Source organism: Clostridium sp. YIM B02555, from assembly GCF_022320955.1.
GTDB lineage: Bacteria > Bacillota > Clostridia > Clostridiales > Clostridiaceae > Clostridium > Clostridium saccharoperbutylacetonicum.
Genome location: NZ_JAKJJY010000025.1, coordinates 46,476 through 72,095, shown reverse-complemented (window position 1 = coordinate 72,095; position 25,620 = coordinate 46,476). Strand labels below are relative to the sequence as shown.

The following is a 25,620-nucleotide window of genomic DNA, read 5'->3' as shown; positions in this document are numbered from 1 at the left end:
CAATATATTATTCAAACTCTCATTTTACCTATTCTTTTCTACTATTTTATTTACTTTTCTCATCATTAATGTATAATCTAATTGTACTAATATAAATTTAGAAAGGATTGATTAATATGTCAGTATATATGATTACATATTTTATAAGCGATACTCACGGTCATGTTCATGATGAAAATTGTGGTTGCGGTGAAGACCACTCACATGAACATGAACACGAACACGAAAATGTACATGGAGCCGCTAATATAGTAGGAAAAATAAAATCTCTAGGTGGATGGGCTCAATTCATGCCAGAAGGTTTCTTTGTAAAAACCACCTTGTCAGCTAATGAGATCTTCCAAGAAGTTAGTTCTGTAGCAAACAAAGGTGATATAATTTTTGTTACAAAGATAGATGCTAAAACCTCAGCATGTGCTAATCCAGCAGTTCTAGATTGGCTTGAAAATTAAAAATCCCTTTTAGGGATTTTTAATTTTATAAGCAGCTCTTTAATAATACTTATCTCCTCTATCTTCCAAAGTAAGTATTACTAATTATATTCTAGTTTCTTTCCACAAAATCCATATCAATAAATTCAAACAAAAACAATACCCATTAAAATTTAGCTGCTACCAGTTAAATTCCAATGGATATCCCACAAAATATTAAAAAGGAGTCGTAATTTCGTATGATTATTAGTCATACTAGAGGAGCGATGAGTATATCAAATAGTAATATACACCTCTATTTAAATTACTAACTAAATAATAGTTTAACAGATTTTTCTTAAAAAACAAGTGCATTTTTTAAATATTTTGAAAATTATGATTTGTTGATTAAATTTGACTGCAAAGACTCCTTCTTATTTTTTATTTATAATGTTTGTTTTGCTGATATAACTGTTATTTCTAATACTCTGCTTAAAAAAGGAAATTTATCTTTCATCATTTCAAATTCTGTTCCTGCTTCAACAAATTTTGCAGTTCCTTCAATTAAAAATCCTGTTCCCATATTTCTATGCCCCATAACTTCTTTACTTCCTAAAGTAATTTTAACTTTGTCGTTTATCTCAACATTTTTTTGTGTTCTTCTCATTCCTGCCGCTGGTATTAAAAATCTATCACTTCCTACTACCGTAAGATATGAATTCCATGTATTAACTACATGCGCTTCTTCATTATTCCAAGATACTATAGACACCACACCTTCATTTGACATTACCTCAAGTAATTTTTCATTTATCATTTATATTCCTCCTAAATTCTTTTTAATTTATCGTTTAACTGCTTTAACTAATTAAATTACGCAGCTACACAATTAATTGACTTTTTACAATCTTGATTATACAATCTAACTGTAATGATTAAAAGTTCCAGTTTTTATTATTTTATAGGATACAGTTATAAGGAGATTTATATAGATGATTGTATTAGATATTGATTCAAAAACTCCATTGTACTTACAAATTTATAATCAATTAAAAGACCAGATAATTTCCGGTGAAATTATAGCTGGTAGTAAACTCCCTTCAACGCGAAAGTTGTCAATCCAATTGAATGTTAGCAGAAACACAGTAGAAAGTGCATTTATGCAGCTTTCATCTGAAGGTTATATTGAAAGTAAAGCTGGCAGCGGATTTTTTTCTCTAAAATTAGATAATTCTTTTATATCTAATCTAAAAAATAAAAATATGTCATCTCAGAAAATAGAACCTAATACACAAAAAAACAGTAACATCTCTAATGACATTTATAATTCCTTTGATAATAGCTCAGATGACTATTATCAATATAATTTTGAATATGGCAAATTAAGTGCTTCTGATTTTCCTTTACGTATATGGAAAAGAATATCAAATAAATGCTTATCTACTTTAAATGCTGAAGATATGATATCATATGGTTCCCGTACAGGAGAAAATGAATTGCAAATAGAAATTATGAACTATTTAAAAAGATCCAGAGGAGTAACTTGTAAATCAGAACAGATAATTATTTCTTCTGGCATGGGCTATTGTTTAAGTCTGTTATGCCAATTATTGAGGGAAGATTTTAACCAAATTGCATTAGAAGATCCAGGTTATACTGGAGCAAAAGATATCTTCATTAATAATGGATATAAAGTAAACCCTATAAATTTAGAAGCAGATGGAATTGATATTAATGAATTAGAAAATAGTAAATCAAGAATTGTGTATGTAACACCATCACATCAATTTCCTACTGGCGTTGTTATACCAATTGCCAAAAGATTAAAATTGCTGGATTGGTCAATAAGAAATCAAGGAATTATAATAGAAGACGATTATGATAGCGAATTTAAATATAATTCAAAGCCTATTCCATCAATTCAAAGCATTGATTCTAATGGAACAGTTATATATATAGGAACCTTTTCAAAAGCATTATCGCCAAGCTTACGCATTAATTATATGGTCTTGCCAAATAATTTATTAGAGAAGTATCATCAAAATTTTAAAATGTACCAATCCCCAGTCCCATTACTTGAACAGAAAATAATTCAACAATTTATAAAGCTAGGGCATTATGAAAGACATTTACGTAAAATATATCTAATAAATAAGAGAAAGTATAATATATTAATAAATGCTATTAAAGAGTTTCTTAACCAAAATGTCACCATTCATGCTCAGAATGCTGGTTTACATATTCTACTAGAAGTTAATAATGGATTAACAGAGAAAGCTCTGATAGAAACAGCTAAAAATTGCTCTGTTCGAGTCTATCCAGTCTCATTATTTTGGATGCAAAAACATAAATATAAAGATAATATGGTTCTCCTTGGTTTTGGCTCAATGCTAGAACAAGATATTGTTGAGGGAATAAAACTTCTAAAGAAAGCTTGGTTCGATAATATGTATTAGTATGTTTAAAGGCTTCAAATAAATCAGATAATATAAAATCTCTCTAACTATATAATATCAAAATTTGACAAAAATATTTTAAGATAAATTAAAAATATAAAAATTATTGACATATTAGTAAAATAGGTGTAAACTAATTTATGTTGTACGGCCCATTGGTCAAGCGGTCAAGACGTCACCCTCTCACGGTGAAATCATGGGTTCGATTCCCGTATGGGTCACCATTTTAGTAAACATCAGCATTTAGGAAACTAAATTGTTGGTGTTTTTTATTATTTTCCCGACTGAGTTCTTTATTAATAAATTCACATTTTTAATTTGTTCTTTAAATCCTATTGCATAATTTTTTTCTAGCTTAAATTAAAAATGATCTAAGAGTATATACCTTAGATCATTTATTTTTATGTTTGTTTTTTTCATCCCTGTCTTTACCGTTTCCATTACCATTATTGTTTCCTTTTGACTGAGGAGATATTTGTGTAATTTTTTGTCCTTGACTTATAATCAAATCTATTTTTTCATTTTTTTCAGAAGAAGTATTTGGCGGAGGTGATTGGCTAATAATTGTACCTTTAGGGACAGTATCGCTGTATTGCATTGTAACGTTGCCCAGTGTAAAGCCATTATTGTTTATAATACTATTAGCAATGTCTTGAGTTTTTCCAATAAGTGAAGGTACAAGCTTATATGAATCTTCCTTTGGTATGTTTTCAACTGTACTTGCGGTGGAAGAACTCGGAGTATCAGTATCTGTTACTGATGATTCGTTTTTAACATCTTGAGAAGTCTCTTTATATAGAAAGCTTCCTAAAACGTAAGAAGTAATTGCTAAAATAATAAAACCAAAAACTATAATAATTTTACTATTTTTGCTTTTATTTTTTTTATTAATATCTAATGTTTTTGTAATTAATTCTGTTTGTTGAATTTCATCTTGTTTCATTATCACAGTAGGATTAATTTTTGTATCAGAGAAGGTTAAAGTTGACGAATCCATAATAACAGTTTTAGTATCATGACAAATTTCAAAGTTTACTTCTAATTCAGGATTTTCCTTGATTAAATTTATTATTTCAGAAAATTCAGTGGTACTTTTAAATCTTTTAGAAGGTTCTTTTTCTAAAGCTTTTAAAATCACTGAGTTTATATTATCTGGTATTTCACAATCTATTTCCTTAGGCGGAGTAACAAGTTCTTTAATATGCATAATTGCCACTGAAATTGAATTATCACCTATAAAAGGTATTTTTCCTGTGAACATCTCATACATCACAATGCCTAAAGCATAAATATCAGTTCTAAAATCAACTAACTTTCCTTGGGCTTGCTCTGGTGAAAAATAATGCACTGAACCCATAATATTATTGGAATTGGTTAAGGTTTTAGAATCAGATACTTTAGCAATTCCAAAGTCAGTTAACTTAATTACATTCTCTTCATTTATTAAGATGTTATCCGGTTTTATATCTCTATGAATTATATTATTTTTATGTGCGTATAACAGCGCTTTTGAAATCTGTAATGAGATATCTAAAGCGGCTGAATAAGAAAGTTTGTTATTTTCTTTTATTAATTTCTTTAATGTTTTTCCATTAATATATTCCATAACTATAAAATTAATTTTTCCTTCTGAGCCAACATCATAAACATTTACTATGTTTTGGTGTGACAAACTTGCAGCTGAATTAGCTTCTCTTCTAAATCGTGCAATGAAATCTTCATTTTCACTTAATTCAGCTTTTAATATTTTGATTGCCACAAATCTATTTAATAAGGTGCATTTTGCTTTATAAACAATTCCCATGCCACCTTCACCAATTTTTTCTAATATTTTATATCTGTTTAAAAGTAATGTCCCTATCATAATATGTCCTCCTATTAAAAAACAGCAATACAGGTATTATAACATATATAAATACATATACTATGTAAAAAGTAATTTTTATATTGATAAGTTTCTAAATAATATATTTTTGATATGTGGCAAATATAACGCTTAATTTAAGAAATTTCATTTTGTGTTGATTACTCTAAATTTAACAAATGTAAATTTGTGATATAAATATAAGAACTGGTGATACATAGAAAGAGTGATAATAATGAAAGACACAATAAATAGACTAATAAAGTTTAGGAATGATAGAGATTGGAATCAGTTTCATACGCCTGCTAATTTATCAAAAGCAATATCAATTGAAGCAGGGGAGCTCTTAGAAGAATTTTTATGGGATGAAGAGAACTATAATAAATAGCATGTTTTAGAAGAACTTGCAGATGTTATAGTTTATTGTATTCATATGGCTGATGCTTTAAATGTTGACTTAGAAGAAATTATAAATATTAAAATGGATAAAAATGAACTAAAGTATCCTATTGAAAAAGCAAGAGGTAATAGTAAAAAATACACTGAATTATAGGGTGGGTTTACATCTATGATTGGTAATACTGCCGGGCCTGTATTTACAATGTATTTGTTAGCTATGGGCTTTAAGAAAAATGACTTTTTAGGCACAAATTCATGTTTTTTTCTTATAATTAACTTAATAAAAGTCCCTCTACAAATTCTAATCTGGCATAATATCTCATTAAAAACTAGTGTTGTTGCTTTTTCTATGATACCTGCAATCACGTTAGGCGCTGTTTTAGGAATAGTAACAATTAAAAAGCTTAATGAAAAGTTTTTTAGAAAATTAAGCGTTGTAATGACCGCTTTAGCAGGGATAAAATTGTTTTTCTAGTTTATTTGTAATTTTGTATAAAGTTTATGACTTTGTTTCAAAAATTTATATAAAAAACAGCCATATATAAAGTTTCAACTAGATTCATGACTTCCTACAAAGTCATGAATTTAAAGCTCTCATATGACTGTTTTTTGTTTAGAATTTATCATTATTTATGTAATTTTCAAAATATCATTTTTGTAAATTACAATTACAAAGCTCCCATATCCCTAGCAGCATAAATAGAAGGATATTTTTGCTTAAAATTTGGTTCCTCTTTAATGCGAGCTGGATCCGCAGTTAATTCCCATAGGTTAGACATAAGCCATCCATCTTCAGTAGGTGTTTGCTCTGGTGCTTCATACAATTTATATAATTCGCCTATAGCAATAGGATTATCATCTGCAACGTTATATAATGCGGCCACCAATACCAGATGTGCTAGCAGCAAGTAATAGTGCTTGGTTGACATCTTCATGATGAATCATAGATTGCTTTTTTAACGGATTCCAGTTAATCATGTAAGGTAAGATTTCTTCAATGTGCGGATCACCATCACCATAAACAGGTGCATAGATCATTCTTCAATTTAGATATTTATATTAAATAACGGACAAACACTATTGTAACTATATCTATTAATTTATGATTTAAGAAAACTGTGAACTTTTTATTCAGAAATTTTACAAAAAATGACTTCAAATTTTCCTTCACAGATTAAGTAATTTATAACTTCCTCTATTCTCTTCCTACTAATCTCATCTATAAGAACCATATCACTTGACCAATAATACTTTCCGCTCAAGCATTCTCCTGTGACTCTGTTTTTTTCTACAAGTCTGCTTATATTGCTGTATGTAAAGAATGAAGCGCCCCATCTTGCACCATTTTTAAATTCTACTATTACATCTGTATTGTCATTGTGTACATCCAATACATCTTCCCACTGTTCTGCTTCTATCCAAATATCATAATCGTTATTTAACATACACTCCTCCTAATAGGCACTTTTTACATCATAATTTAATATAAAGTCTCTAAAGAATATTGCGAATTATAATTATTAATTTTTGTTTTATAGCATATCTCCTGGTTTACTCCAATACCTAATCTCATTCATTTCTCTTTCTAGATCGTCCATATAATCTTCACCTAATGTACGGTCGAATCTATCACTTAAAATACTTCTTACCTTTGCTAATTTCTCACAAACACGCCATTCATCTATAAAACGTGTTGTCTCTTTCTCGTATTCTCCACGATACATTTCTTCACCATATGTATGAAATTTTTCACCATAATAAGAGCCCATTTTATGTAATGATATTAGAATTATTTCTAGTTCTTCTAAAACTTCCTGCAAAATAAATTCTCCTTTTAGTTCGTCGTAAAAAATCACGAATTAATTATAACATAAATTGTAAATTTACTACAATTTAATTTATAATGTCCACGAATTATAAATTAAATTAATTATTTTTTATATATTCTTTCTAAATAGATTTTAGTTAAGAATAAATTTACTTATAGCATCAACTATTTTCATTATAAAATTCGTAATAGTTTTTTGTAGATATATTCCAACCAGATTAATTAAATTTATATTTTCCCATTCAACCACTCCTTTAAAATCAGATTTCACTTCAGCAAATTCAATACCTAATTTTTCCAAAGTATACACCCACTTCACTTAATTTATTTTTTATAGTGTCAATAATTCAAATATACTAAAACTCTATTTACAATTTTTTTAGAGATACTACTTAACTCATGCCATAACACGCCCATTACTATCTCTTTTTTGCACCAAAAAATGCAGCCAAATTAATGACTGCATTTATATGATTATTTAGTTAACGTTAATAAATTCGCTTATACAATATTCTAATATTTTATCTTCTTCACCTTTAAATATTTCAGCTAAGTATAATATTACTTCTTGTTCACCTTCCGGAAGATCTCTTATTGTATCTTTGATTGTATCTATAGTCACATTCTTCATAAAATAAAATCACCACCTTAATGTTATTGTGGAATATTATATTATATAAAGCTAAAATAATCCATAGTATAAATATTGGCAATTTACTAATACTACAATTGCTAATCTTTTATAGCTTGGCAGGTTGCCAAAAGACAGCGAATTAATTAACGATTTACTGTCTTTTGTTCTTTTTTTCTAAAATACCAAATGATAATACTAGTGGTTGGGCATTCTCGGTTCATACTTAAAGAGCTCATATTTATGTATGATATTATTCCATAGAAGTAATATCATATCTTATTTCTACTACTTTATTTTCTACATTCCAAAATTCAATTGTTACCTTTCTTTCATGATCTACGTATCCAATTACTGGCGAAGAAGGCATTTGTTCCTCAGTTCTCTTGTAATAGTTAGTGCCATAAGCATTAATTACATCGTCAACTGAACTCCCTAAACCAATACCTTTGCTTGTCTTAATATCACTGTTGGTTCCACTATTAATAATAACTCTAATAATCTGTCTCTGTTTATTTGTCGCAATTTCTAAACCATCACTTAGTTTATAGTAGTCAAATAGAGCATTGTCAATTCTTTCAATCTTTGTCCCATACTTTTGCACAAATTCCTCGCTATCGATATTTTCATACATTTGAACACCATCTATGTTCTCTTGGCTAAGAGTTGTTGTTTTTGTAAACATAAAACTACTTGACCTTTGGAAATACTTATAAATGCAACTAATTAAAAGTAAGATGATAATTATAATTTCAAATACCTTCTTTATTGTGAACTTTTTCTTTCTGAATTCCACAATAAGAACTGTGACTACTAACAAAAATATACTTACCATAATTCCAATGGTACTCAAAGCTATCCCCTCCTTATTGATACACAATATTTTAATATTGTGTGCTAAATTTATCTTTATTTAAAGAATATAAATATTTATTCACCTTCATAATAATCTACATCGATATTCTTTCTATAAAATGTACTTAACTCTCCATTTAAAATTATTCCTACTTTATCAGACTTAGGGTAATATGCTATATCTGGATAATTAACTGTGTCACAATCTAAATATATGAGCATTTCATCATGTGAAGAATTAATTATTCTATGGGCTCCATTTTCTAATGGAGGGCAAACTATAATATCTCCTGCTGAAATTCTTTTATTGCCATCAGGTGTTTCTAAAATACCACTACCGCTAATGATATAAAAAATTTCCTCATTTTTAAGATGGTAGTGATATGGGTAATTTGCTTTCTGAGGTGGAATTTCATATATAGCAACGTAACATTGACTATTTTTGTTTCGTTTTGTTACTTCATACTTATAATATTCATAAGGTTCATGCTCATTTTTATGCTTTGGTTCAATTAAGTTTTTGTTGGTAATTTGAATTTCACGATTATCCATTCGATGACCTCCTCTATGTTACATGATAATTTACCATTCTATATTAATTATAGCATATTTTGTAAAAATCGCACTATTCAATTTTCAAAGAACATTTCTATAATTTACTTCGTCATATCTACATATTGTCTCCTAAATATAATAATATAGATAGTATCGCTCACCTCAATGATGCCATATACTATCTCTATAATAATTTATTGTCGTTTTTTTTCATTATGCATATATTGTTATATAACAGTTGTATATGTGCACACATATACAACTAATTAAATTAAAGGAGTTTTTTTATTATGTTTAATGAAGTTGAAAAAATAGATAACTGTAATTGCATAGCAATCCACCATGAAATAGTTGATGAAGTAAGAAAAGATATGCTTGAAGAAAATATATTATCTGATTTAGCCGATTTGTTTAATATATTTGGTGATACAACAAGGATAAAAATACTGCATGTACTTTCAAAATCTGAAATGTGTGTATGTGATATTTCTTCACTAATAAATATGAATCGTTCTTCAGTATCTCATCAATTAAAAACACTAAGACAAGCTAAATTAGTTAAATATCGAAAAGAAGGTACAATAGTATATTATTCTTTATCTAATGATCATGTCAAACAAGTGTTTAATCAGGGATTAATCCATCTTATTGAAGATTAATAATTTATTATTTAGAGGTGGCTTTATGACCATTTCCTGTATAACTGCCTCTATTTTTATGTAAATAAAAAAGCAGTAGTGGATTGTTCCTACTGCTCTTCATTTTATCTTTTATGAATATTGAGAATAAACTAATATGTTATTTATCTTCCCTGAGTGTTATAAACCTTATATATTCTTGTTCAACATTATCAAAACATGGTAATCTTTCAAATTCAAAATACCTATAAAAGTCCTCGAATTCTCTTGCGGTCGCCTCAAATTCTACCCAATAAATATTGTTACTCTCAAACAACCCGATATGTCCAAAACCATCATTTGAATGTAAATTAATATGGATTTGGTGAGCATGAGTAGATTCAATAATTTCATCCATAATCAAACCCTGTTCTTTCCATAATTCTTTTTTACTATTAATCCAATTTTTGAAATTACCAAATATTATATCCATAACAAATACCCCATCTAAAAATAAATTTACATTCGTAATAATTTACTGTTGCGAATCAAATAATAACAGATATAGTTATTGACAAATTTGAATTTGCTATATGCTAATATATTAATAAATCTTTCTCACTTTCAAATAACTCCATTGTTTTTTGATAAATATACCTATCCCAATTAGGTAAATATTCTTCAAAATCATTAACAAATTCTAATACTGCAGATGTAGTCGCTTTCTTTTTCCCAATATCAATAAGTATTTTTAATATAGTTGGCATATGTACAAACATGGCACACATATTCGAATATTCAAAATCATCTGACCAATCAATTTTTACATGTTGTAATATTTCTTCAACATTGATTTCTATCCAATCATTCGGAATCTGCCATAATAATCCTCGGCATGAAATCACCCAAATATCATTAGTTGTAACAAAACAGCTTTCCCATAAATACGCAGTCAGTAGAATCGCTTTCTCGTATGGGATACTTTTTATATTATTCAATTTCTTGATACTTCCAGGATAAATATCTTCCAAATCTTTTTTTATTTTATCATGAATCCACATAAACCCCACCCTAACATTAAATACATAAACTTTTGTTTTTCTCCCTACAAATTTCTATTTTTACACCTTTTAAGAATATTCTGTACTATTCTTCTATATATTTTTAATAGTTTATTTTGATTCATTACTTGAATGTAAATAATTCATTAGCCTTTTTTGCAAATTTGTCAGCCGTCGACCACCATTGTCCAGGATAATGTCCACCAAGATTTATTAATTTTCCAGCCTTATCTAATGTCATTTGTGTATGAAACGTTTGATGACCTCTATTCGATTTCGAATGAAAAATTAGATATCCGTACTGATCAATAGTACAACTTAATCCATGATAAACTTCTTTAGCTAATTCATTAAGCTTTGACAACGGGATACCTCCAAAGACTTCTTCAGGCTCTGTTAATGCTTCTGAAACGACATTGGTTGCATCCGATCCCAATTTTTTCTTTAATAATATGCTAGTTAACAATGCACTAACTCCAACAACTGGAATTACAATTTTTTTAATATTCATTTTGCCGCCTCCGTAAATTCTAATTTATCTGTTTATTATATCATACTTTAAAATATTGCATTATTCAGCCTTCAAAAATGAATTTTATTAATACTTCATACTTTATGACAATTGTCAAATTAATGCAAACAAATCTATTTTTATACAAAAAAACAAAGGCACAGAATTTCTCCCATGCCCTTAATTACATTCTTACTTTTCTAAATTATTTATAGCGTATTGTGCTTCTTCTTCAGTAAATTTTTCTCCAGCATCTGCTACTAGTTGGTCATGTATAGCACTCTTAGACATATTCATTTGATTTTGATATGATTTAGCTTTAGCTAACGCATTCTTTTTCCAATCTGCTTTTACATTATCTACAGCATATTGAGCCGCTTCTTTAGGAAATTTTTCTCCGTAATCTGATGTTAATTGCTCATATAAACTTTTTTTAGATAAATTCATTTTGTTAGCGTATAAATCTGCTTTTTTTAATGCTGATTGATATTCCTTAGGTACATCCTTTGCAGCTTTTTCTGCTGCTATTTTAGCGTCTGCATCTGCTTTTGCTTTTTCATCTGCTTTTTGTTTAGCAACTTCTGCAGCCTTTTCTTCTTCTGTCTTCTCTTTTGGTTCTTCTTTTACTGTATTCTCTACTTTTGCTGTTGTAGATTTATCTACTGTATTTGTAGTTTTAGGCGAAAAAACTGCGATTAAAATAAATGTAAATATTAATCCTATTCCATAATATTTTAATACGCTCTTCCTATTTCTTTTTTCTAAATCTCCCCATTTTATAACCAAAGTAGGTTTTATGATTCCTAAAATGAGACAAACAATACATGCTAAAAACAATAATATAAATATAGTAGCCATTGTTATTCCCCCCTTAAATTTTATAATAATATTGTATCTTATATGGAAAATTTGTCAAATATATCGTAATCAATCCACCTATAGGTATAAAATGCACAAAATTAAGCATTAAGAGAATTGATATCAGTATGTCAAATTTATTTTATTGCATAGAGACAACTTCCTAAGTTCTTTCAGTTCAAAACACTTATTCATAACACTAGGTGTTCCAGTGCTTACTTTCTTATTCATAAATTTTAATATTATTCCCAATATCTTATACTCGGTTTTTAGAATTACTGTAAAAAATGCAGCCAAATTAATGACTGCATATCTTATGAATATTGTGTCTTATTCTAAAACTCTTATCCTTAATTATTCCACAGAAGAATAATTATTTATTAATTGATTGACCAGTAAATTTATCAATTCCAATCACGCCTATATTTGTACCATCTTTTGATATAGCTTGAGAAACAGCTCTTATATTCTTTCCACTTGCTACATCTTGAAACTTTGAAGTATATACTTTATTTTCAATAGCTTTTTCATACCATACCCTTTTTCTTGCATCATAATCTTCAGGCAGTTGTTGGTTGGGAATAAGGTAAAATTCTCCATTTTCTTTTGCAAAATAAATGCAATTAGTTGTATCTTTATTTGATTGAAAATACTCATTAAGTATAGCTTTAATTGAATTAGAATCAGGGGCTTTATTTAACTTACTTGATAATGCTTCCATATCCTTTAAGATTTTAGATTGCTCTTCAACTGAATCAAATCTTGATTTATTTGTGTCAATATTGGGATTTAAGCTCTCTTTGTTATTTTGATTACTGTTTGTACTACTACCGATTTTTAAGTTGATCTTACCACAAGCTAATAATGATATAAAACAGGCTATTAGAATCATGCTGACCATAAGTTTTAGTATTGTTTTTTTCATATTCTCCACCTTATAAATAAATTATATTATTTTCATTATCAATTTCGTGGTTCTTTTTTGATAACTCAGAAAATATCTCATTCCATGCTTTTTGCATAGCCTCTGCTGTATGACTTATTTTAAATATGCAATATTTTCCACCAATAATTCTTCCAAAATTAATATACTTATTATTAACCGTAAATTCATCCGAAACAACTAAACATGTATCATAACGACAATCTTTAGGCTCTGTGAATTGAGGATTGTCTTGGGCTATACCTAATATTATCTGAACCGTAAGGGCCTGTTCTTCGTATATAAGCCACGCGATATGATGGTATCATTTCAATATTAATATCAATAGTTTGCCTTCTTTTTTATAGAGTACATCGATGCCTAAATTCATACTATAATGATTTAAAATGTATTTCAACTTATTTTTTAAAATTTTACACAAAAAAATAAGCAGCCAAATTAATGACTGCATATCTTAGTCATAACATGTATTCCTCCAGTTCAAGAAGTTTAAGTTTATTATGACCATTATACTTCATTAGAAATTCTTTTTAACATAAAAAACACTCCTCCTTATGATAGACATTTTATTATTTAATGTCTCTACCATAAGGGGAGCATATCATTGCACCCGTGACAGGTATATTTCTATATTTACTATAGTCTATAGGGGAAACAAGCTTAAAACTATAATTTATATTCCCTGATCTCGAGGTACTTATTTACGTAAAGGTTCATCTTTACATAAATATTATTTTCAAATTGTAATACTTTTACCCTTGTTTACTTAATAGGATTATATACAAAGTTAGAACCCCAATTATTACATAAGTAAGTTTGTCCGTTTACTGTGTATTTAATTGCGAATTCTATTTTTGAGTTTCTTGGTAATCCGTCTATAGAGAATGTCCAGTTTTCTACACTGTTATTATTATAGCTATTGCCATATTTAGCACTTACTTCTTTATAAGTTTTTCCGTTGTCATCAGAATATAGTACATTTACATTTTTATCATATGCTAGATTTTGTAAACTTATAGTCCCCAAAATTGACTGATTACCATTTATATCAAAAATACTATTAGCAGTGTATAATTCAACAGGACCATTGTTAAAAATTTGAACCCCCGAATTATACTCTGTTCCTTCTATACTGTAATTTTGTCCATTGTTATTATCCCAGTATATTTGACCATTAACTTCATACCTTATATCAAATATATACTTTCTACCAACATCTAAGCCTTCAGATAATTTAAAATTCCATACTTCATCATTATTAGATAATTTTTTGTAAAAACTGGCAGATGTATCAAGCCAATCAATTCCATTATGAGAATAATGAATAGTTACATTCTTTGCGTAGGCAAGATTCTTTACTAAAACTTGTCCCCAAATACTTTGCTCTGGTGATTTTCCATAGTGGGATTCATAACTAGCATTGAGTAATGATACGACAGTTGAATCGTTTGAAGCTGCAAAAACTTTTGTACCTGGTGCAAATATACCAAAAGATAGTATAAGAACCATGCACAATTTTAGAGTAATTGATAAAATGTTTCTTTTAGTGTTCATGATCATCCCTCCATTTGAATTAATTTTTATTATTTATAGGTTTTAATGTAATATATTATTAATAGCTAGCTATTTAAATAATATGTTACATCAACATTTAAATAATTAAATACTTTTTACTTTAGTTGTACATATTTATACACTAAAGTAATTATATGTATAAATATTTCTTTTATTACACTTATTGCATGTTTTGTGCTGTTAATACAATTAAACATAATATTGATTTTATGTAAAAATAAAGGGTACAGGAATAATATACTCCCACACCCTTAAAAAACTACTTTATATCATAAAACCAACTTCCTAAAGTTTTCTGAAGCTCTTTGCATTTTTCTATAGGTAAGATTTGAGTTTCAATCCATATTCCTTTAGAATCTGATCTAACATAGCATCTAACACCTTTGAAATAACTCAATACATATTCTAAATCTACCCCTTCAAAACTACCATCTCCACGATAACCATTAGGAAGGTAATCTGTTCTTACATAACCAGTTGTTTGGATTAATATACCATCATTAAATTCATTAATATCACATTTGGTATTAATGCCACTTACTTGACCACTTTCTGTATACTGGTGCCCAGCTCTAGCACTCCATATAGAATTACTTGGTAAGTTTCATAGATCATCATTATAATTAGCTTCCCATAATGGATAATTTGCAATTCTATTATATAGATTATCCATAAATCCAGTATAAGTATAAACTCCTATAGGAAAACTTGATAGCTCTTTAAACTTATTTATAAATCTAATAACATAGTCCATTAATCCGTCAAAATTTTTTTCTATGTCTAACATTGGAATAAGATCATTTGTTTTATTCTTAATAGCGTTATAAAAACTAGTTGCCTGAGTCTCAGGAGAATTAGTCCCCACTAAAAAGTGATAAAAGCCAGTCTTTAGTCCTGCGTAATGAGCATTTGAATAATTTGTCTCTAGATAACTATCTGTATATGTTGTCCCTTCTGTAGCTTTTATATAGACAACTTCGACACAATCTACTTTTTACCTGGTTAAAATTTATATTTCCATTAAGGTTACTTACATCTAAACCTTTCATTGTTTACTCCTCCTTTCTTATTTTAGATGAAAAATTAGATCAGCCATAAAGACCGCTCCAAATACTAAGCTTATGCTACAGTTTCTTGAACTGTATTTACTACAGTAGATTGAACATTTATATTAGCTAATTTATTTTTTAGATCTGTATTTTCTGCAATTAATTTATCATTTTTTTCTTGTAGTTGTTTTAAAATTGTTGAATTATCTAACACAGCTTGTTTGCCAGCATTAACACTTCCAGAAACAGATTGTCTTAATTTATCAACATCATCCTGTTTCAACTCAGGAAATTCTTTTAATAATGCCTGATTAAATGTATCTATCTTTGATGATAATTTTTCTTCAATAGATTGTGAAATTCTAAAGTTTTCATCTACCATATCCCATATTTGCTTTGCTACAGTAATATAATTTTCATTCTTTAAAATTAATGTTTCTACTCCTGCCTTTTCTAGTTTAGCCTCTACTAATTTCACTAAAATTGTTATTAATGCTTTTATCATTTTTATATCACTCTCTTTCTTATTTATTAAATATTCCACATTGAATTGCATAAAAAAAGAAGCCTATTAATGCTCCTCCTAATGTAGTTATTTAATCACCTCCATAATATAAAAGCACTCATAAAGAATACTTTAAAATTTTTAGCATTCCCCCATGTTATGTTAAAATATATTTGAAAGGGGGTGAGATTTATGAAATTAGATCCTAATTGTATTAGAGATACCCTTCTTGCAGTTGAAGACTATGAATTTAATGCTCACATTACACTTAATAACTTATGCGAAAAGTTATCTCAATATAATAAAGATGAAATTCATTATACTTGTTTAAAATTGTATGAAGGTGGATTTTTAGACCTGCAAACACTTCCTGCCATGATGCAAAATGTTCCACTAATAGGATCAATAAATGGTTTAACATTTCAAGGTCATGAGTTTTTAGAAGATATCAAAGAGCCTTCTAATTGGAATAATATTATAAGTGGTTGTAAAAAGGTTGGCACATTTTCTCTGCCATTTATAAAAGAAATTGCAATACAAGTTATAAAGAAAAAAATTAATGGTGAATTCTAGTAAAATACTTTAACTTTAAAAATTTATATTTAACCATTAGGCTATTAAATGACTTTTCAACACACCATTTGATAGCTTTCTTGATTTCTTCATCTGTAGGTGGCTTCATATTATTCTCTTCCATATAATGAATCATTCCTGCTAGTCCATAAAAATATGATATCCACTTGCTTATTGAATATATTGTTGCTATTCCTAATATTACACTAAGATATATCACTTTCATCATTCTCCTTCCTTAATTCAATTTTGCTATAAAAATAAGCATAAAAAAGACTTCTTAAAAGTCCTTATCTATGCTTAAATTTTTCATTTAAGATCTACGGCCTATTTTCCTGTTGCGAATCAAATAATAACAGATATAGTTATTGACAAATTTGAATTTGCTATATGCTAATCTATTAATAAATCTTTCTCACTTTCAAATAACTCCATTGTTTTTTGATAAATATACCTATCCCCATTAGGTAAATATTCTTCAAAATCATTAACAAATTCTAATACTGCAGATGTAGTCGCTTTCTTTTTCCCAATATCAATAAGTATTTTTAATATAGTTGGCATATGTACAAACACGGCACACATATTCGAATATTCAAAATCATCTGACCAATCAATTTTTACATGTTGTAATATTTCTTCAACATTGATTTCTATCCAATCATTCGGAATCTGCCATAATAATCCTCGGCATGAAATCACCCAAATATCATTAGTTGTAACAAAACAGCTTTCCCATAAATACGCAGTCAGTAGAATCGCTTTCTCGTATGGGATACTTTTTATATTATTCAATTTCTTGATACTTCCAGGATAAATATCTTCCAAATCTTTTTTTATTTTATCATGAATCCACATAAACCCCACCCTAACATTAAATACATAAACTTTTGTTTTTCTCCCTACAAATTACTATTTTTACACCTTTTAAGAAAATTATGTCATATCATGATTTAATTTTTATGCATATAAAAGTTAGCTAAATCATATCTAAGCTTATCAAATAAAGCGTCGCCTAAAGAAATTGGATACCAATCCCCATCCCAAAACACATTTTTCACTGCTTCATCATAATTACTCGCATATTCAATCACATAAGAACTATATCGCTCTATGTAAGTTATTTTATAGTAACATTCAGCATATGAATAAAGCCCAATTCCGTTTATAAATGTCTTTTCAAAGCCCATTTCTCCCAATAAGGCATATATTTTTTCTCTAATAATTTCTTTATCCATCTCATTAACCTTTCTATATAGAAGTTTTATTATATTCAATAGTTAAACCTTCTTCAAAAATCTAAGGTTTATTACTTTAAAAACTAATTTGCAATAATTTACAATAATGTAGTAAATACAAAATCTTTATTTCTATACATCTTAAGAAAAATGTGAATCATATGCCTTTGGTAAAAATTATCTCTAAAGGTTCGTCATCTAATAGTAAACTGCCAGAATCCTTATATCCCAACTTTCTATAAAAATGCTGAGCTTGCTCATTTGACAATGTCGATGTCATAACCAATTCATATCCTATACTCTTCATTTCATTTTCCCAAAATCCAACTAATTTTTTCCCCATTCCTTTATTTCTATAGTTTTCATTTAAATATAGCATGTTCATAAAAGGAGTGTTGTCCCAAAAATAATTATATCTTAACCAACCAATAACCTTGTTATCCTGGTCTTTTGCTATAATAATTTCTTTTTCTTTGAGTTTATTTTTTATTAATTGTTTTGGTAAATGTCTATCATTATCAAGTATAAATTGAAAGTCTAATTCACTTGCATATTCAAATTTCATTAATAACACTCTCATTTCTTATATTTTTTTAACTCATCAATAATTCATCATATATTACTTTAGTGAAAAACTTTTAATTTGGCTATGGTTGATAATATATATTTTTAAGACTTCACTACAAACTGGAATTTATTAGGATGACATTTCTTCAAAAATATTATTTGTTTTTGATTTGTTTGTGATCTATATAATATGTTTCTTTATAAACTCATCAACGATACTCAAGGATTCGTCGCAGTTAAACCCGAAAAATCCGTGGTTTGAGTTAATTAACTTTACAAACTCTACCTCTTTATTAAGCTCCTTTAACTTTGCATACAAGCGGCAGGACTGATTAAAATGTACATATGCATCACTTCCCCCATGCATTATAAGAATAGGTGGTGTTGACTTTTCCTTACTAAGGTATCTCCCAGGATTTGTTTTTTCAGCTATCTCCCTGTTCTCAGAAATTCTAAGTCCACCAATCAACATTCCCTCAGGGGAGTCTGGGGCATCATGCTCGCCGATACTAGGGTAACAGGCCATTTCATAAATTTCTGTAGGTCCATACCAGTCTACAATACATTTTGGATTTACTTCTTGCTCCTTATAATCCTCTGTTATGGGGTAGTCGTTGCATGTAATTCCACACATCAAGGCGGTATGTCCACCACTAGAATCTCCCCAGAAAATCATGTTCTCAGTATCTACAAAATATTTTTCACTGTTCATTTTCATGAATTTATATGCAGTTTTAGCATCCTCTATTTGTGCTGGAAAAATAGCCTCGTCACTTGGGCGGTACTCTACAATTGCCACAACATAGCCCTTCTCAGCCATTCTAATTAGCTTATTAAGACTTGCGTATAGTGATTGTTTATGCCATCCAGATCCTTGAATATAAATAATCGTAGGACATTTCTCTCTTTCACCCTCCTTGCCCTTTTTCGGAATTAGTATTTGTAAGCTTAAGTCCTTGCCCTTTCTGTTAATGTATGTAACATTGGGTAAAAAGTCTATACCATAGCCATAAGTGTCCTTTAACTTTACTGTTTTTACTCCTTGCGGCAACTCATCTGTTTCAGGAAATTCATGTATTGGAATATCTAATTTCGGTATCATCGTATGCTCGCTCATTTTTACACCTCGCTTAAATAATTTTTAGTTTAAACTGTCCAACAAATTCCAATTTAAATTTAGTATACAAATAACGGATAATCATGTATACACCAAATTTATCCTCTCTTTTGATTTCGCTAAATTATATCATCACGCATTAATTATAACATATTTTGTAAACATGCTATTTAAAATTTTGCACAAAAATAAGCAGTAGTTGATTGCTCCTGGCTACTGCTCTACAAACTCTCACAATAATTATAAATTGTTTGTTTTTTTGCAGAAATTATAGGTAATTAAAAATGGCGGCATGGAGATTAATTCCTCTTTGCTGCCCTAAAAATATAAATATTTAATTCTAATGTAACCATGCCCCATTTTCATCAACTTTATAGCCATCTGGTGTAACTGTATTAACATATAATGCTCCACTAGCAAATATGGCACTTGTTAAACAAGCTAAGCTAATTGAAAAAACATCTGATTTTAGCGTATATATATCCAGTTCGAAAGTAACACATTTTCTTAAATTAACATTTTTCTCTCAAATTTATTACTTGAAGTGGCATTATATTATTCCAAATGCTCATTTACAATTTATAGTTTAAATATTATATTATACAAAACAAGTTAATCAACATATTATTTCAAATACTTATTTACATTTTATGGTTTTAGTGTTATATTATACAAAACAATCTAATTAACATAATTTTAACAAGGATAACTAAAATTTGTTAAATATTAATTGAATACATCCGACTGGAAAACCAGAGGGTATGCACTATTATTAGGTGTATGTCCTTTTTTTAATAAATGTATTTAGCTAAAACCTTAATTACATTTATATACAATTAAATAAATTTTCAAAATCAATGCATAGTATTAAAATCCATTACTTACTTTATAAATCGCGGTAATAATTGCATCTTGCAATCATTATATAAAAAATATTTTATTAGGAGGTATTCTCATGAGTAAAAAAATTATTTCTCTATTACTAAGTTTTGGTTTAATCCTAACCTTCCCATCTGTTTCAGCTTCAGCCGCTGACGTTGCAAATTCTCCGCAAAATTCCGAAGCTCAAATCTTACAAAAGTTTAAGGGCTTAACTGGAAATAATCTTAAGTACAATATCGACTCATCTGAAGGAAAGTTCTTTATTTCAGGAACTTTATCTTCAGAAAAAATTACAAGTACTGAAGCTGCACTCAATTTTATTGATGAAAACAAAGCACTCTTTAAATTAGACAATGTAAAAGATAAACTGAAAGTTGAGAAATCCGAAAAGGATTCATTAGGATTTACACATGTTAAAATTGGACAATATATTGCTGGTATACCTGTAAAAGACAAATTTGTTACTATCCATTATAATAAAAATGGACAAGTAACTAACATTACTGGACAAGTAGAAAGCAAAATCGAAAATATTTCACAGCTAGGAACTAAATCTCTTAATGCAGCAGATGCTGTAGAAATAGCCAAAAAAGAATTTTCATATAAAGAATTAGCTTATGAGCCTACAGTTGAAACCATAGCTTACATTAAAGATGGACAAGCTTATAAAACCTATAAAGTTAATATTAAATTTTACGAACCTTCTATAACAAACTATGATGTATATGTTGAGGCTTCTTCAGGAACAATCTTAAAGAAAGAAGATAGAATTAGATATGATGGTGCTACAACAGGTACAGGCACTGCTGTTGACGGAACAACTAAAAATATCAACATTTACTTATCTTCAGGCAAATATCAATTGAAAGATACTTCAAAAGCTTCTTCTAAAAGTCAAATATTAACTTATACTGCAAATAATAAACAAACAGAACCTGGAACCTTAATCACTAATACTACTAGTACTTTTAATACTGAAACTTTAAAAGCTGCTGTTAGTGCTCATTACTACGGTGGAGTTGTATATGATTTTTACAAGAATTTATTTGGAAGAACTAGTCTTGATAACAAAGGCATGAATTTAACATCCACAGTTCACTATGCTAATAAGTATAATAATGCATTCTGGGATGGCTCTCAAATGGTCTATGGAGATGGTGATGGAACTACCTTTACTTATTTAAGTGGAGACCTTGATGTTGTTGGGCATGAAATGACTCATGGAGTTACAGAACGAACTGCTGACTTAAATTATGAAGATCAATCTGGTGCACTTAATGAATCTATCTCAGATGTGTTTGGAGTTCTTATTGAAACTTATGATAAATATAATGTTAAAAATGGTGGCACATGGAAATTTGATCCCTCTGACTGGGTTGTTGGCGATAAAGTGTATACACCTAAAATAGCAGGAGATGCTCTTAGAAGTTTAGCTAATCCAACACTATATGACCAACCAGATAATATGAGTAACTATGTAAATACTTCCTCAGATGATGGCGGAGTTCACACCAATTCAGGTATTCCTAACAAAGCTGCTTATTTAGTAGCTAAATCCATAGGAAATGCGAAGACTGCCAAAATATATTATAGAGCATTAACCGAGTATATGTATCCAACTACTGATTTTTCTGGAGCTAAAGATGCTTTAGCTCAAGCTGCTACTGATTTGTATGGTTCAACTAGTAGTGAAGTTAACTCAATAGATAGTGCATTTGCAGTTGTAGGAATTGATAGTTAAAAAGGAACAGAAATTTCATTTATATAGTACTTCTGCTGCTTTTAATATTGGAGGTAGAGACAATTTAAAAATTCTGTAAATTTGATTCTTAATCTATATAAAAAAGTGCTCCATTTTATATGTTAAGTATTATTTATATAAACTATAAAATATATAAAATGGGACACTAATTTTTATTTATTGATATTTAAATATAAAATTAAATTAAGTATTTACATAAATTATACTAGTCTTGCAAAATGGACTGGTGGGGTAGCTACGGATACTGACTTTTTATTTTAGATAAAAAAATATAGCCTATAATTTTATATTAAAGTAACAATAATCATTGCTAAGAACTTATTTTAACATATATACTATGAATTATTTTTATTTAAGTACATTTACAAATACAACTTTTCAGACAAAAAATAAAGGTAGACTAAGTATTTCTACTCAATCTACCTTGTATTCGCTAATTTTTATGCAATTCAGCCACATGCATTATATCATATTATATATTTACTGTGTAATCTGCATTTAAAAATAATGCTGATTCACTATTTCTTCTTTTTAATAATCCAGTACTAGTCACTCCATTTGCTTTTGACCACGTCTGTAAATTAGCTACAATTGTAGCTGTATCTCTTACACCAGAGATAACGTTCTTCCAGAATGTAGAGCCTAATAATGCATCAGTTCTGCAGTTATATGCAAAACTTATACAAGCATCTAATTCGTTTTGTGTTAATGTAACATTTGCATTAACTAAAACAGACTTAATTGTTTCAGCACAATTTTTAGCTTCATCCTTAAGCCATTCTATTGCTTGTTCTTTTGTACAAGTCGAACCTAAACCATTTGGAAAAGCTTCTGGAGTTACTGCGTATGTAGTTCCATAACCAATTGTCCACCATAATTATTTACAATAATGTACTAAATACAAAATCTTTATTTCTACACATCTTATGAATATTGTGTAAATATTGTTGAGTTTACTTTAAATATTGTTCTGGATCTAAGTTAACCTTAAATGGCTTTATAAGAATTTCACTACAAGGTTTTACAATACACACAGTACTTTTTTCCTTAGATACATCAATACCTACACTAATCATAGTAACCTCCTTGTTTAATGAGTTTATAATTGTTTCCATCCACACTTATTGAAATTCATTTTCGTTAGTTACACGAAAGCCTTCTGAAGGTTTCAACCTGCTTAACCGAATTCTTACAATAAGAGAATGGCTGACAGTTTGTCGAACGGGTGTTATAACCCAATTGGAATTACGTCAGACCAATTATTCCCTTATTATAAAAGAAATAAGTGTAGATAGTTAAGTGATATTTCACTTAATGTCTACACTTATATAGTACGAAATTGGAATTTGTCTGTAACTTTTCGAATGTTTATTTTGATTTTTTTATAAGACTACTTTTCATAAGTTCCTTTCAATGTATATTGTCCTAAAGTATGTCCTTCCATTTCATGATATAGATCATTTAATAAAAAACCTTTTTCTAGATTCAATATTTTATCTAAAGCAAAAACATGAATCTCATAAACATGTGCTTTATCTGGTGGCATCATACCACCATAATAGCAAGAAAGTTCTCTTAATTGCTGATTTCCTTGTAAGCTAGTCCAACTATTTGTACCCTGTATAAAATCATCTGCTGTCTGACTCTCATTGTCTTTCAATTCATTACGTCTAATATTTGCAGCAAGCCAATGTATCCATGCAAAACCTCCTGTTACTGGATAAGCATCTTTATCTTCTAATACTATTGCAAATGAAACAGTATTGGCAGGAGCATTTTCTATTTTTAATGGAAGGGAAAAAGTAGGAATTCCATTTTCATTAAAATATTCTCCACGACTGCCATATTGATCTTGAATCATTCCTTTTATAATACCTGTACTTGTTATTACCATTGTAATTACCTCCAACACTCTTATTTATAGGCAAATTATAGCAAAGAGCATCTATAACGTAAATTACCAACTTTTTTGTGGGTATTACTCTGAAATAACTTCCTTTTCAATTAATACTTTTTCCATACCATGTTCTTTTAAATAGCTAATTCCAATGCATTGCATAATTTTTAGAGCATTGACTATTTGCATCCCCATCCCTATTGTTAATGAATATTCTACACGAAGAGGATATCCATCAAATGATTTCTTTTCTACAAATCCATATTCAATCAATTCTTTCAATTGTTCTAGTAGCATTTTTTGATTAATTCCATCAATCTCTCTTTCTAATCTAGCCAATGATGTAGCGCCTAGGCGCAATCGCCATAATATAATAGATTTCCATTTTCCCTTAATCATATCGTGCACTAATTCTAATGGACAAGTATATTGTTCTCTTATTTTCATTATATCTCCTAAAAACAAATTATAATTTATCTATTAGTATTATAGCATATTTTGTCAAAACCTCCTTATTAAACTTTCAAAGAACTCTTCAATACATGCATCTTTATTCTTGTCCCAAAGCCTTTCTGCATCATTCACAAACAATTAAATCTTTGAATGCTAAAATACCTTTTTCACACCCACAAAAAATACAGCCTCTATGATATTTATTAACAACTATCTCATTATTAACCTTTACTATTTCTAATGGATCTCCCTCACTAATACCAAGAACATTTCTAATTTCACTTGGTATTACAAATCTTCCTAAAGCATCAATTTTTCTTACCATTCCAGATTCTTTCATATTTAAAAAAAACCTTTCAATCAAGAATGTATATTGATTGGGATGAAAATACTAAAGTTCCAAACCCTAATCCTAAATTTCAAATATCAAAAAAATATATCCATATGAAAAATATAAAAGTAATACCTGTGAATATCATCTTGAACATGCTAAATACTATGAAGCTAATAATAGAAAAACATCCGAAAAATATTTAAATGATAAGCTAGCATTCCAATAGGAATATTACATATAGAAGCAGATTCTAACAATCAAAATGGTTATGTCTATGTATATGATGAAAGTGGAAAAACTGAATTTATTTCTTATACCACACATATATCTCCTAATGCTTCCGAACCTGATTATATTCATATAGATGACAACAAGCATGGCGAAGAATTAGAAAATAAGAATGAGTATGGAAATTATTTAAATAGCACAAGAAGATTGGGACGAGGGCCTGCTGCCATTGATATGCTAATAGAATACGCAGTTAGTAATAACTTTAAATATATAGATGGCTTACTCTCCTCCAAAGATGAAATAGATATTCAAGAAAAAGAATGGAGAAATACATTTTATAAACATAAAGGTTTTAAAATCGAAGGTAGAAAAATAAAAAAAATTATTTAAATTTTTTTGTAAGTTTTAAAGATATTTCTCCCACTACACTATCCTATATTATTTTTAAT

At 28.7% G+C, this 25,620-nt stretch carries 32 protein-coding genes, 1 tRNA gene and 3 pseudogenes; 9 read left to right on the top strand and 27 right to left on the bottom strand.

Annotation, left to right across the window (positions count from 1 at the left end; all coding sequences use genetic code 11):
* Positions 1-116 precede the first annotated feature (116 nt).
* Complete coding sequence (locus L3B98_RS24635; protein ID WP_238918608.1) at positions 117-452, top strand: hypothetical protein; 336 nt, start codon at positions 117-119, stop codon at positions 450-452.
* A 403-nt stretch (positions 453-855) separates the two neighbouring features.
* Here L3B98_RS24635 and L3B98_RS24630 read toward each other — a convergent pair whose 3' ends face one another.
* Positions 856-1,227 carry a pyridoxamine 5'-phosphate oxidase family protein gene (locus tag L3B98_RS24630; protein ID WP_238918607.1) on the bottom strand — a complete coding sequence of 124 codons (372 nt, stop codon included), beginning with the start codon at positions 1,225-1,227 and terminating at the stop codon, positions 856-858.
* A 175-nt stretch (positions 1,228-1,402) separates the two neighbouring features.
* Here L3B98_RS24630 and L3B98_RS24625 point away from each other — a divergent pair, with 175 nt between their 5' ends.
* Both L3B98_RS24625 and L3B98_RS24620 read left to right on the top strand, forming a co-directional pair.
* Positions 1,403-2,866 carry a PLP-dependent aminotransferase family protein gene (locus tag L3B98_RS24625; protein WP_238918606.1) on the top strand — a complete coding sequence of 488 codons (1,464 nt, stop codon included), beginning with the start codon at positions 1,403-1,405 and terminating at the stop codon, positions 2,864-2,866.
* A 149-nt stretch (positions 2,867-3,015) separates the two neighbouring features.
* Positions 3,016-3,090: transfer RNA gene (locus L3B98_RS24620), tRNA-Glu, on the top strand.
* Positions 3,091-3,257: 167 nt separating this feature from the next.
* Here the strand turns inward: L3B98_RS24620 and pknB are convergent.
* A complete protein-coding gene (pknB, locus tag L3B98_RS24615) occupies positions 3,258-4,730 on the bottom strand; it encodes a Stk1 family PASTA domain-containing Ser/Thr kinase (RefSeq protein ID WP_238918605.1) in 1,473 nt (490 codons plus the stop codon).
* Positions 4,731-4,965: 235 nt separating this feature from the next.
* Between pknB and L3B98_RS24610 the strand changes: the two are divergent.
* Both L3B98_RS24610 and L3B98_RS24605 read left to right on the top strand, forming a co-directional pair.
* Positions 4,966-5,283: pseudogene (locus L3B98_RS24610) on the top strand (nucleotide pyrophosphohydrolase).
* 15 nt (positions 5,284-5,298) lie between these two features.
* Positions 5,299-5,604 (top strand): TSUP family transporter, encoded by a 306-nt coding sequence (locus L3B98_RS24605; RefSeq protein ID WP_238918604.1) that lies wholly within the window; start codon positions 5,299-5,301, stop codon positions 5,602-5,604.
* Between the two features lie 193 nt (positions 5,605-5,797).
* On the opposite strand, the gene L3B98_RS24600 is transcribed toward L3B98_RS24605, so the two are convergent.
* The 7 genes from L3B98_RS24600 to L3B98_RS24570 form a co-directional block, all read right to left on the bottom strand.
* On the bottom strand, positions 5,798-6,058 hold the full coding sequence (locus tag L3B98_RS24600; protein WP_238918603.1) for a hypothetical protein: 261 nt from the start codon (positions 6,056-6,058) through the stop codon (positions 5,798-5,800).
* Between the two features lie 198 nt (positions 6,059-6,256).
* Positions 6,257-6,574: a hypothetical protein gene (locus L3B98_RS24595; protein WP_238918602.1), complete on the bottom strand. Its 318-nt coding sequence runs from the start codon at positions 6,572-6,574 to the stop codon at positions 6,257-6,259.
* Between the two features lie 87 nt (positions 6,575-6,661).
* Complete coding sequence (locus L3B98_RS24590; RefSeq protein ID WP_238918601.1) at positions 6,662-6,949, bottom strand: hypothetical protein; 288 nt, start codon at positions 6,947-6,949, stop codon at positions 6,662-6,664.
* A 141-nt stretch (positions 6,950-7,090) separates the two neighbouring features.
* Positions 7,091-7,258, bottom strand: coding sequence for a hypothetical protein (locus L3B98_RS24585; protein WP_207718186.1), 168 nt, complete (start codon positions 7,256-7,258; stop codon positions 7,091-7,093).
* A 177-nt stretch (positions 7,259-7,435) separates the two neighbouring features.
* The gene (locus tag L3B98_RS24580) at positions 7,436-7,588 is read right to left on the bottom strand and encodes a hypothetical protein (RefSeq protein ID WP_015393769.1); all 153 of its coding nucleotides are present in this window, start codon (positions 7,586-7,588) and stop codon (positions 7,436-7,438) included.
* A 253-nt stretch (positions 7,589-7,841) separates the two neighbouring features.
* Complete coding sequence (locus L3B98_RS24575) at positions 7,842-8,441, bottom strand: hypothetical protein (RefSeq protein ID WP_238918600.1); 600 nt, start codon at positions 8,439-8,441, stop codon at positions 7,842-7,844.
* A gap of 77 nt (positions 8,442-8,518) precedes the next feature.
* Positions 8,519-8,995, bottom strand: a complete 477-nt coding sequence (locus L3B98_RS24570) for a cupin domain-containing protein (RefSeq protein ID WP_238918599.1) — start codon at positions 8,993-8,995, stop codon at positions 8,519-8,521.
* Between the two features lie 293 nt (positions 8,996-9,288).
* Here L3B98_RS24570 and L3B98_RS24565 point away from each other — a divergent pair, with 293 nt between their 5' ends.
* Positions 9,289-9,657 (top strand): metalloregulator ArsR/SmtB family transcription factor, encoded by a 369-nt coding sequence (locus tag L3B98_RS24565; RefSeq protein WP_015392374.1) that lies wholly within the window; start codon positions 9,289-9,291, stop codon positions 9,655-9,657.
* A 139-nt stretch (positions 9,658-9,796) separates the two neighbouring features.
* Here the strand turns inward: L3B98_RS24565 and L3B98_RS24560 are convergent, their stop codons facing one another.
* The 9 genes and pseudogenes from L3B98_RS24560 to L3B98_RS24520 all read right to left on the bottom strand — a co-directional run bounded on the left by L3B98_RS24560 (position 9,797) and on the right by L3B98_RS24520 (position 16,117).
* Positions 9,797-10,108, bottom strand: coding sequence for a hypothetical protein (locus tag L3B98_RS24560; RefSeq protein ID WP_015393776.1), 312 nt, complete (start codon positions 10,106-10,108; stop codon positions 9,797-9,799).
* Positions 10,109-10,211: 103 nt separating this feature from the next.
* Positions 10,212-10,676: a hypothetical protein gene (locus L3B98_RS24555; protein WP_238918598.1), complete on the bottom strand. Its 465-nt coding sequence runs from the start codon at positions 10,674-10,676 to the stop codon at positions 10,212-10,214.
* Positions 10,677-10,800: 124 nt separating this feature from the next.
* Positions 10,801-11,187 carry a hypothetical protein gene (locus tag L3B98_RS24550; protein WP_238918597.1) on the bottom strand — a complete coding sequence of 129 codons (387 nt, stop codon included), beginning with the start codon at positions 11,185-11,187 and terminating at the stop codon, positions 10,801-10,803.
* A gap of 192 nt (positions 11,188-11,379) precedes the next feature.
* Positions 11,380-12,045, bottom strand: coding sequence for an Ltp family lipoprotein (locus L3B98_RS24545; protein WP_238918596.1), 666 nt, complete (start codon positions 12,043-12,045; stop codon positions 11,380-11,382).
* A 373-nt stretch (positions 12,046-12,418) separates the two neighbouring features.
* Positions 12,419-12,970, bottom strand: coding sequence for a hypothetical protein (locus L3B98_RS24540; RefSeq protein WP_238918595.1), 552 nt, complete (start codon positions 12,968-12,970; stop codon positions 12,419-12,421).
* Positions 12,971-12,980: 10 nt separating this feature from the next.
* Positions 12,981-13,314, bottom strand: a pseudogene (locus L3B98_RS24535) (GyrI-like domain-containing protein).
* 436 nt (positions 13,315-13,750) lie between these two features.
* A complete protein-coding gene (locus L3B98_RS24530) occupies positions 13,751-14,542 on the bottom strand; it encodes a carbohydrate-binding protein (protein ID WP_238918594.1) in 792 nt (263 codons plus the stop codon).
* 280 nt (positions 14,543-14,822) lie between these two features.
* Positions 14,823-15,612, bottom strand: a pseudogene (locus L3B98_RS24525) (GH25 family lysozyme).
* A 70-nt stretch (positions 15,613-15,682) separates the two neighbouring features.
* Positions 15,683-16,117 (bottom strand): hypothetical protein, encoded by a 435-nt coding sequence (locus L3B98_RS24520; RefSeq protein ID WP_238918593.1) that lies wholly within the window; start codon positions 16,115-16,117, stop codon positions 15,683-15,685.
* Positions 16,118-16,309: 192 nt separating this feature from the next.
* On the opposite strand from L3B98_RS24520, the gene L3B98_RS24515 reads away from it, so the two are divergent.
* Positions 16,310-16,690: a DUF2513 domain-containing protein gene (locus tag L3B98_RS24515; protein ID WP_238918592.1), complete on the top strand. Its 381-nt coding sequence runs from the start codon at positions 16,310-16,312 to the stop codon at positions 16,688-16,690.
* Here the strand turns inward: L3B98_RS24515 and L3B98_RS24510 are convergent.
* The 5 genes from L3B98_RS24510 to L3B98_RS24490 form a co-directional block, all read right to left on the bottom strand.
* Complete coding sequence (locus L3B98_RS24510) at positions 16,674-16,916, bottom strand: hypothetical protein (protein WP_238918591.1); 243 nt, start codon at positions 16,914-16,916, stop codon at positions 16,674-16,676. The two genes, L3B98_RS24515 and L3B98_RS24510, sit on opposite strands and share 17 nt — an antisense overlap.
* Positions 16,917-17,083: 167 nt before the next feature.
* Positions 17,084-17,548: a hypothetical protein gene (locus tag L3B98_RS24505; protein WP_236907738.1), complete on the bottom strand. Its 465-nt coding sequence runs from the start codon at positions 17,546-17,548 to the stop codon at positions 17,084-17,086.
* Between the two features lie 95 nt (positions 17,549-17,643).
* The gene (locus L3B98_RS24500) at positions 17,644-17,967 is read right to left on the bottom strand and encodes a hypothetical protein (protein ID WP_238918590.1); all 324 of its coding nucleotides are present in this window, start codon (positions 17,965-17,967) and stop codon (positions 17,644-17,646) included.
* Positions 17,968-18,085: 118 nt separating this feature from the next.
* Positions 18,086-18,493 carry a GNAT family N-acetyltransferase gene (locus L3B98_RS24495; protein WP_015393779.1) on the bottom strand — a complete coding sequence of 136 codons (408 nt, stop codon included), beginning with the start codon at positions 18,491-18,493 and terminating at the stop codon, positions 18,086-18,088.
* Positions 18,494-18,676: 183 nt separating this feature from the next.
* Complete coding sequence (locus L3B98_RS24490) at positions 18,677-19,612, bottom strand: alpha/beta hydrolase fold domain-containing protein (protein ID WP_238918589.1); 936 nt, start codon at positions 19,610-19,612, stop codon at positions 18,677-18,679.
* Positions 19,613-20,567: 955 nt separating this feature from the next.
* Between L3B98_RS24490 and L3B98_RS24485 the strand changes: the two genes are divergently transcribed.
* Positions 20,568-22,235, top strand: coding sequence for a M4 family metallopeptidase (locus tag L3B98_RS24485; RefSeq protein ID WP_238918588.1), 1,668 nt, complete (start codon positions 20,568-20,570; stop codon positions 22,233-22,235).
* 974 nt (positions 22,236-23,209) lie between these two features.
* Here L3B98_RS24485 and L3B98_RS24480 read toward each other — a convergent pair.
* From L3B98_RS24480 to L3B98_RS24465, 4 genes are all read right to left on the bottom strand, one after another.
* Positions 23,210-23,332, bottom strand: coding sequence for a hypothetical protein (locus L3B98_RS24480; protein ID WP_275298500.1), 123 nt, complete (start codon positions 23,330-23,332; stop codon positions 23,210-23,212).
* A 314-nt stretch (positions 23,333-23,646) separates the two neighbouring features.
* Positions 23,647-24,150 carry a YbhB/YbcL family Raf kinase inhibitor-like protein gene (locus L3B98_RS24475; RefSeq protein ID WP_238918587.1) on the bottom strand — a complete coding sequence of 168 codons (504 nt, stop codon included), beginning with the start codon at positions 24,148-24,150 and terminating at the stop codon, positions 23,647-23,649.
* Between the two features lie 84 nt (positions 24,151-24,234).
* Positions 24,235-24,600, bottom strand: coding sequence for a helix-turn-helix domain-containing protein (locus L3B98_RS24470; protein WP_238918586.1), 366 nt, complete (start codon positions 24,598-24,600; stop codon positions 24,235-24,237).
* Between the two features lie 130 nt (positions 24,601-24,730).
* Positions 24,731-24,946: an AbrB/MazE/SpoVT family DNA-binding domain-containing protein gene (locus tag L3B98_RS24465; protein WP_238918585.1), complete on the bottom strand. Its 216-nt coding sequence runs from the start codon at positions 24,944-24,946 to the stop codon at positions 24,731-24,733.
* Between the two features lie 429 nt (positions 24,947-25,375).
* On the opposite strand from L3B98_RS24465, the gene L3B98_RS24460 reads away from it, so the two are divergent.
* Positions 25,376-25,561, top strand: coding sequence for a hypothetical protein (locus L3B98_RS24460; RefSeq protein ID WP_238918584.1), 186 nt, complete (start codon positions 25,376-25,378; stop codon positions 25,559-25,561).
* The last annotated feature ends 59 nt before the right edge of the window (positions 25,562-25,620 follow it).

Excerpts from the sequence above, each read along its gene's own strand:
- L3B98_RS24635 (WP_238918608.1), top strand. The coding sequence starts at position 117 with ATGTCAGTATATATGATTACATATTTTATAAGCGATACTCACGGTCAT.
- L3B98_RS24630 (WP_238918607.1), bottom strand. The coding sequence starts at position 1,227 with ATGATAAATGAAAAATTACTTGAGGTAATGTCAAATGAAGGTGTGGTG.
- L3B98_RS24625 (WP_238918606.1), top strand. The coding sequence starts at position 1,403 with ATGATTGTATTAGATATTGATTCAAAAACTCCATTGTACTTACAAATT.
- pknB (WP_238918605.1), bottom strand. The coding sequence starts at position 4,730 with ATGATAGGGACATTACTTTTAAACAGATATAAAATATTAGAAAAAATT.
- L3B98_RS24605 (WP_238918604.1), top strand. The coding sequence starts at position 5,299 with ATGATTGGTAATACTGCCGGGCCTGTATTTACAATGTATTTGTTAGCT.
- L3B98_RS24600 (WP_238918603.1), bottom strand. The coding sequence starts at position 6,058 with ATGTCAACCAAGCACTATTACTTGCTGCTAGCACATCTGGTATTGGTG.
- L3B98_RS24595 (WP_238918602.1), bottom strand. The coding sequence starts at position 6,574 with ATGTTAAATAACGATTATGATATTTGGATAGAAGCAGAACAGTGGGAA.
- L3B98_RS24580 (WP_015393769.1), bottom strand. The coding sequence starts at position 7,588 with ATGAAGAATGTGACTATAGATACAATCAAAGATACAATAAGAGATCTT.
- L3B98_RS24570 (WP_238918599.1), bottom strand. The coding sequence starts at position 8,995 with ATGGATAATCGTGAAATTCAAATTACCAACAAAAACTTAATTGAACCA.
- L3B98_RS24565 (WP_015392374.1), top strand. The coding sequence starts at position 9,289 with ATGTTTAATGAAGTTGAAAAAATAGATAACTGTAATTGCATAGCAATC.
- L3B98_RS24560 (WP_015393776.1), bottom strand. The coding sequence starts at position 10,108 with ATGGATATAATATTTGGTAATTTCAAAAATTGGATTAATAGTAAAAAA.
- L3B98_RS24555 (WP_238918598.1), bottom strand. The coding sequence starts at position 10,676 with ATGTGGATTCATGATAAAATAAAAAAAGATTTGGAAGATATTTATCCT.
- L3B98_RS24550 (WP_238918597.1), bottom strand. The coding sequence starts at position 11,187 with ATGAATATTAAAAAAATTGTAATTCCAGTTGTTGGAGTTAGTGCATTG.
- L3B98_RS24545 (WP_238918596.1), bottom strand. The coding sequence starts at position 12,045 with ATGGCTACTATATTTATATTATTGTTTTTAGCATGTATTGTTTGTCTC.
- L3B98_RS24540 (WP_238918595.1), bottom strand. The coding sequence starts at position 12,970 with ATGAAAAAAACAATACTAAAACTTATGGTCAGCATGATTCTAATAGCC.
- L3B98_RS24530 (WP_238918594.1), bottom strand. The coding sequence starts at position 14,542 with ATGAACACTAAAAGAAACATTTTATCAATTACTCTAAAATTGTGCATG.
- L3B98_RS24520 (WP_238918593.1), bottom strand. The coding sequence starts at position 16,117 with ATGATAAAAGCATTAATAACAATTTTAGTGAAATTAGTAGAGGCTAAA.
- L3B98_RS24515 (WP_238918592.1), top strand. The coding sequence starts at position 16,310 with ATGAAATTAGATCCTAATTGTATTAGAGATACCCTTCTTGCAGTTGAA.
- L3B98_RS24510 (WP_238918591.1), bottom strand. The coding sequence starts at position 16,916 with ATGAAAGTGATATATCTTAGTGTAATATTAGGAATAGCAACAATATAT.
- L3B98_RS24505 (WP_236907738.1), bottom strand. The coding sequence starts at position 17,548 with ATGTGGATTCATGATAAAATAAAAAAAGATTTGGAAGATATTTATCCT.
- L3B98_RS24495 (WP_015393779.1), bottom strand. The coding sequence starts at position 18,493 with ATGAAATTTGAATATGCAAGTGAATTAGACTTTCAATTTATACTTGAT.
- L3B98_RS24490 (WP_238918589.1), bottom strand. The coding sequence starts at position 19,612 with ATGAGCGAGCATACGATGATACCGAAATTAGATATTCCAATACATGAA.
- L3B98_RS24485 (WP_238918588.1), top strand. The coding sequence starts at position 20,568 with ATGAGTAAAAAAATTATTTCTCTATTACTAAGTTTTGGTTTAATCCTA.
- L3B98_RS24480 (WP_275298500.1), bottom strand. The coding sequence starts at position 23,332 with ATGATTAGTGTAGGTATTGATGTATCTAAGGAAAAAAGTACTGTGTGT.
- L3B98_RS24475 (WP_238918587.1), bottom strand. The coding sequence starts at position 24,150 with ATGGTAATAACAAGTACAGGTATTATAAAAGGAATGATTCAAGATCAA.
- L3B98_RS24470 (WP_238918586.1), bottom strand. The coding sequence starts at position 24,600 with ATGAAAATAAGAGAACAATATACTTGTCCATTAGAATTAGTGCACGAT.
- L3B98_RS24465 (WP_238918585.1), bottom strand. The coding sequence starts at position 24,946 with ATGAAAGAATCTGGAATGGTAAGAAAAATTGATGCTTTAGGAAGATTT.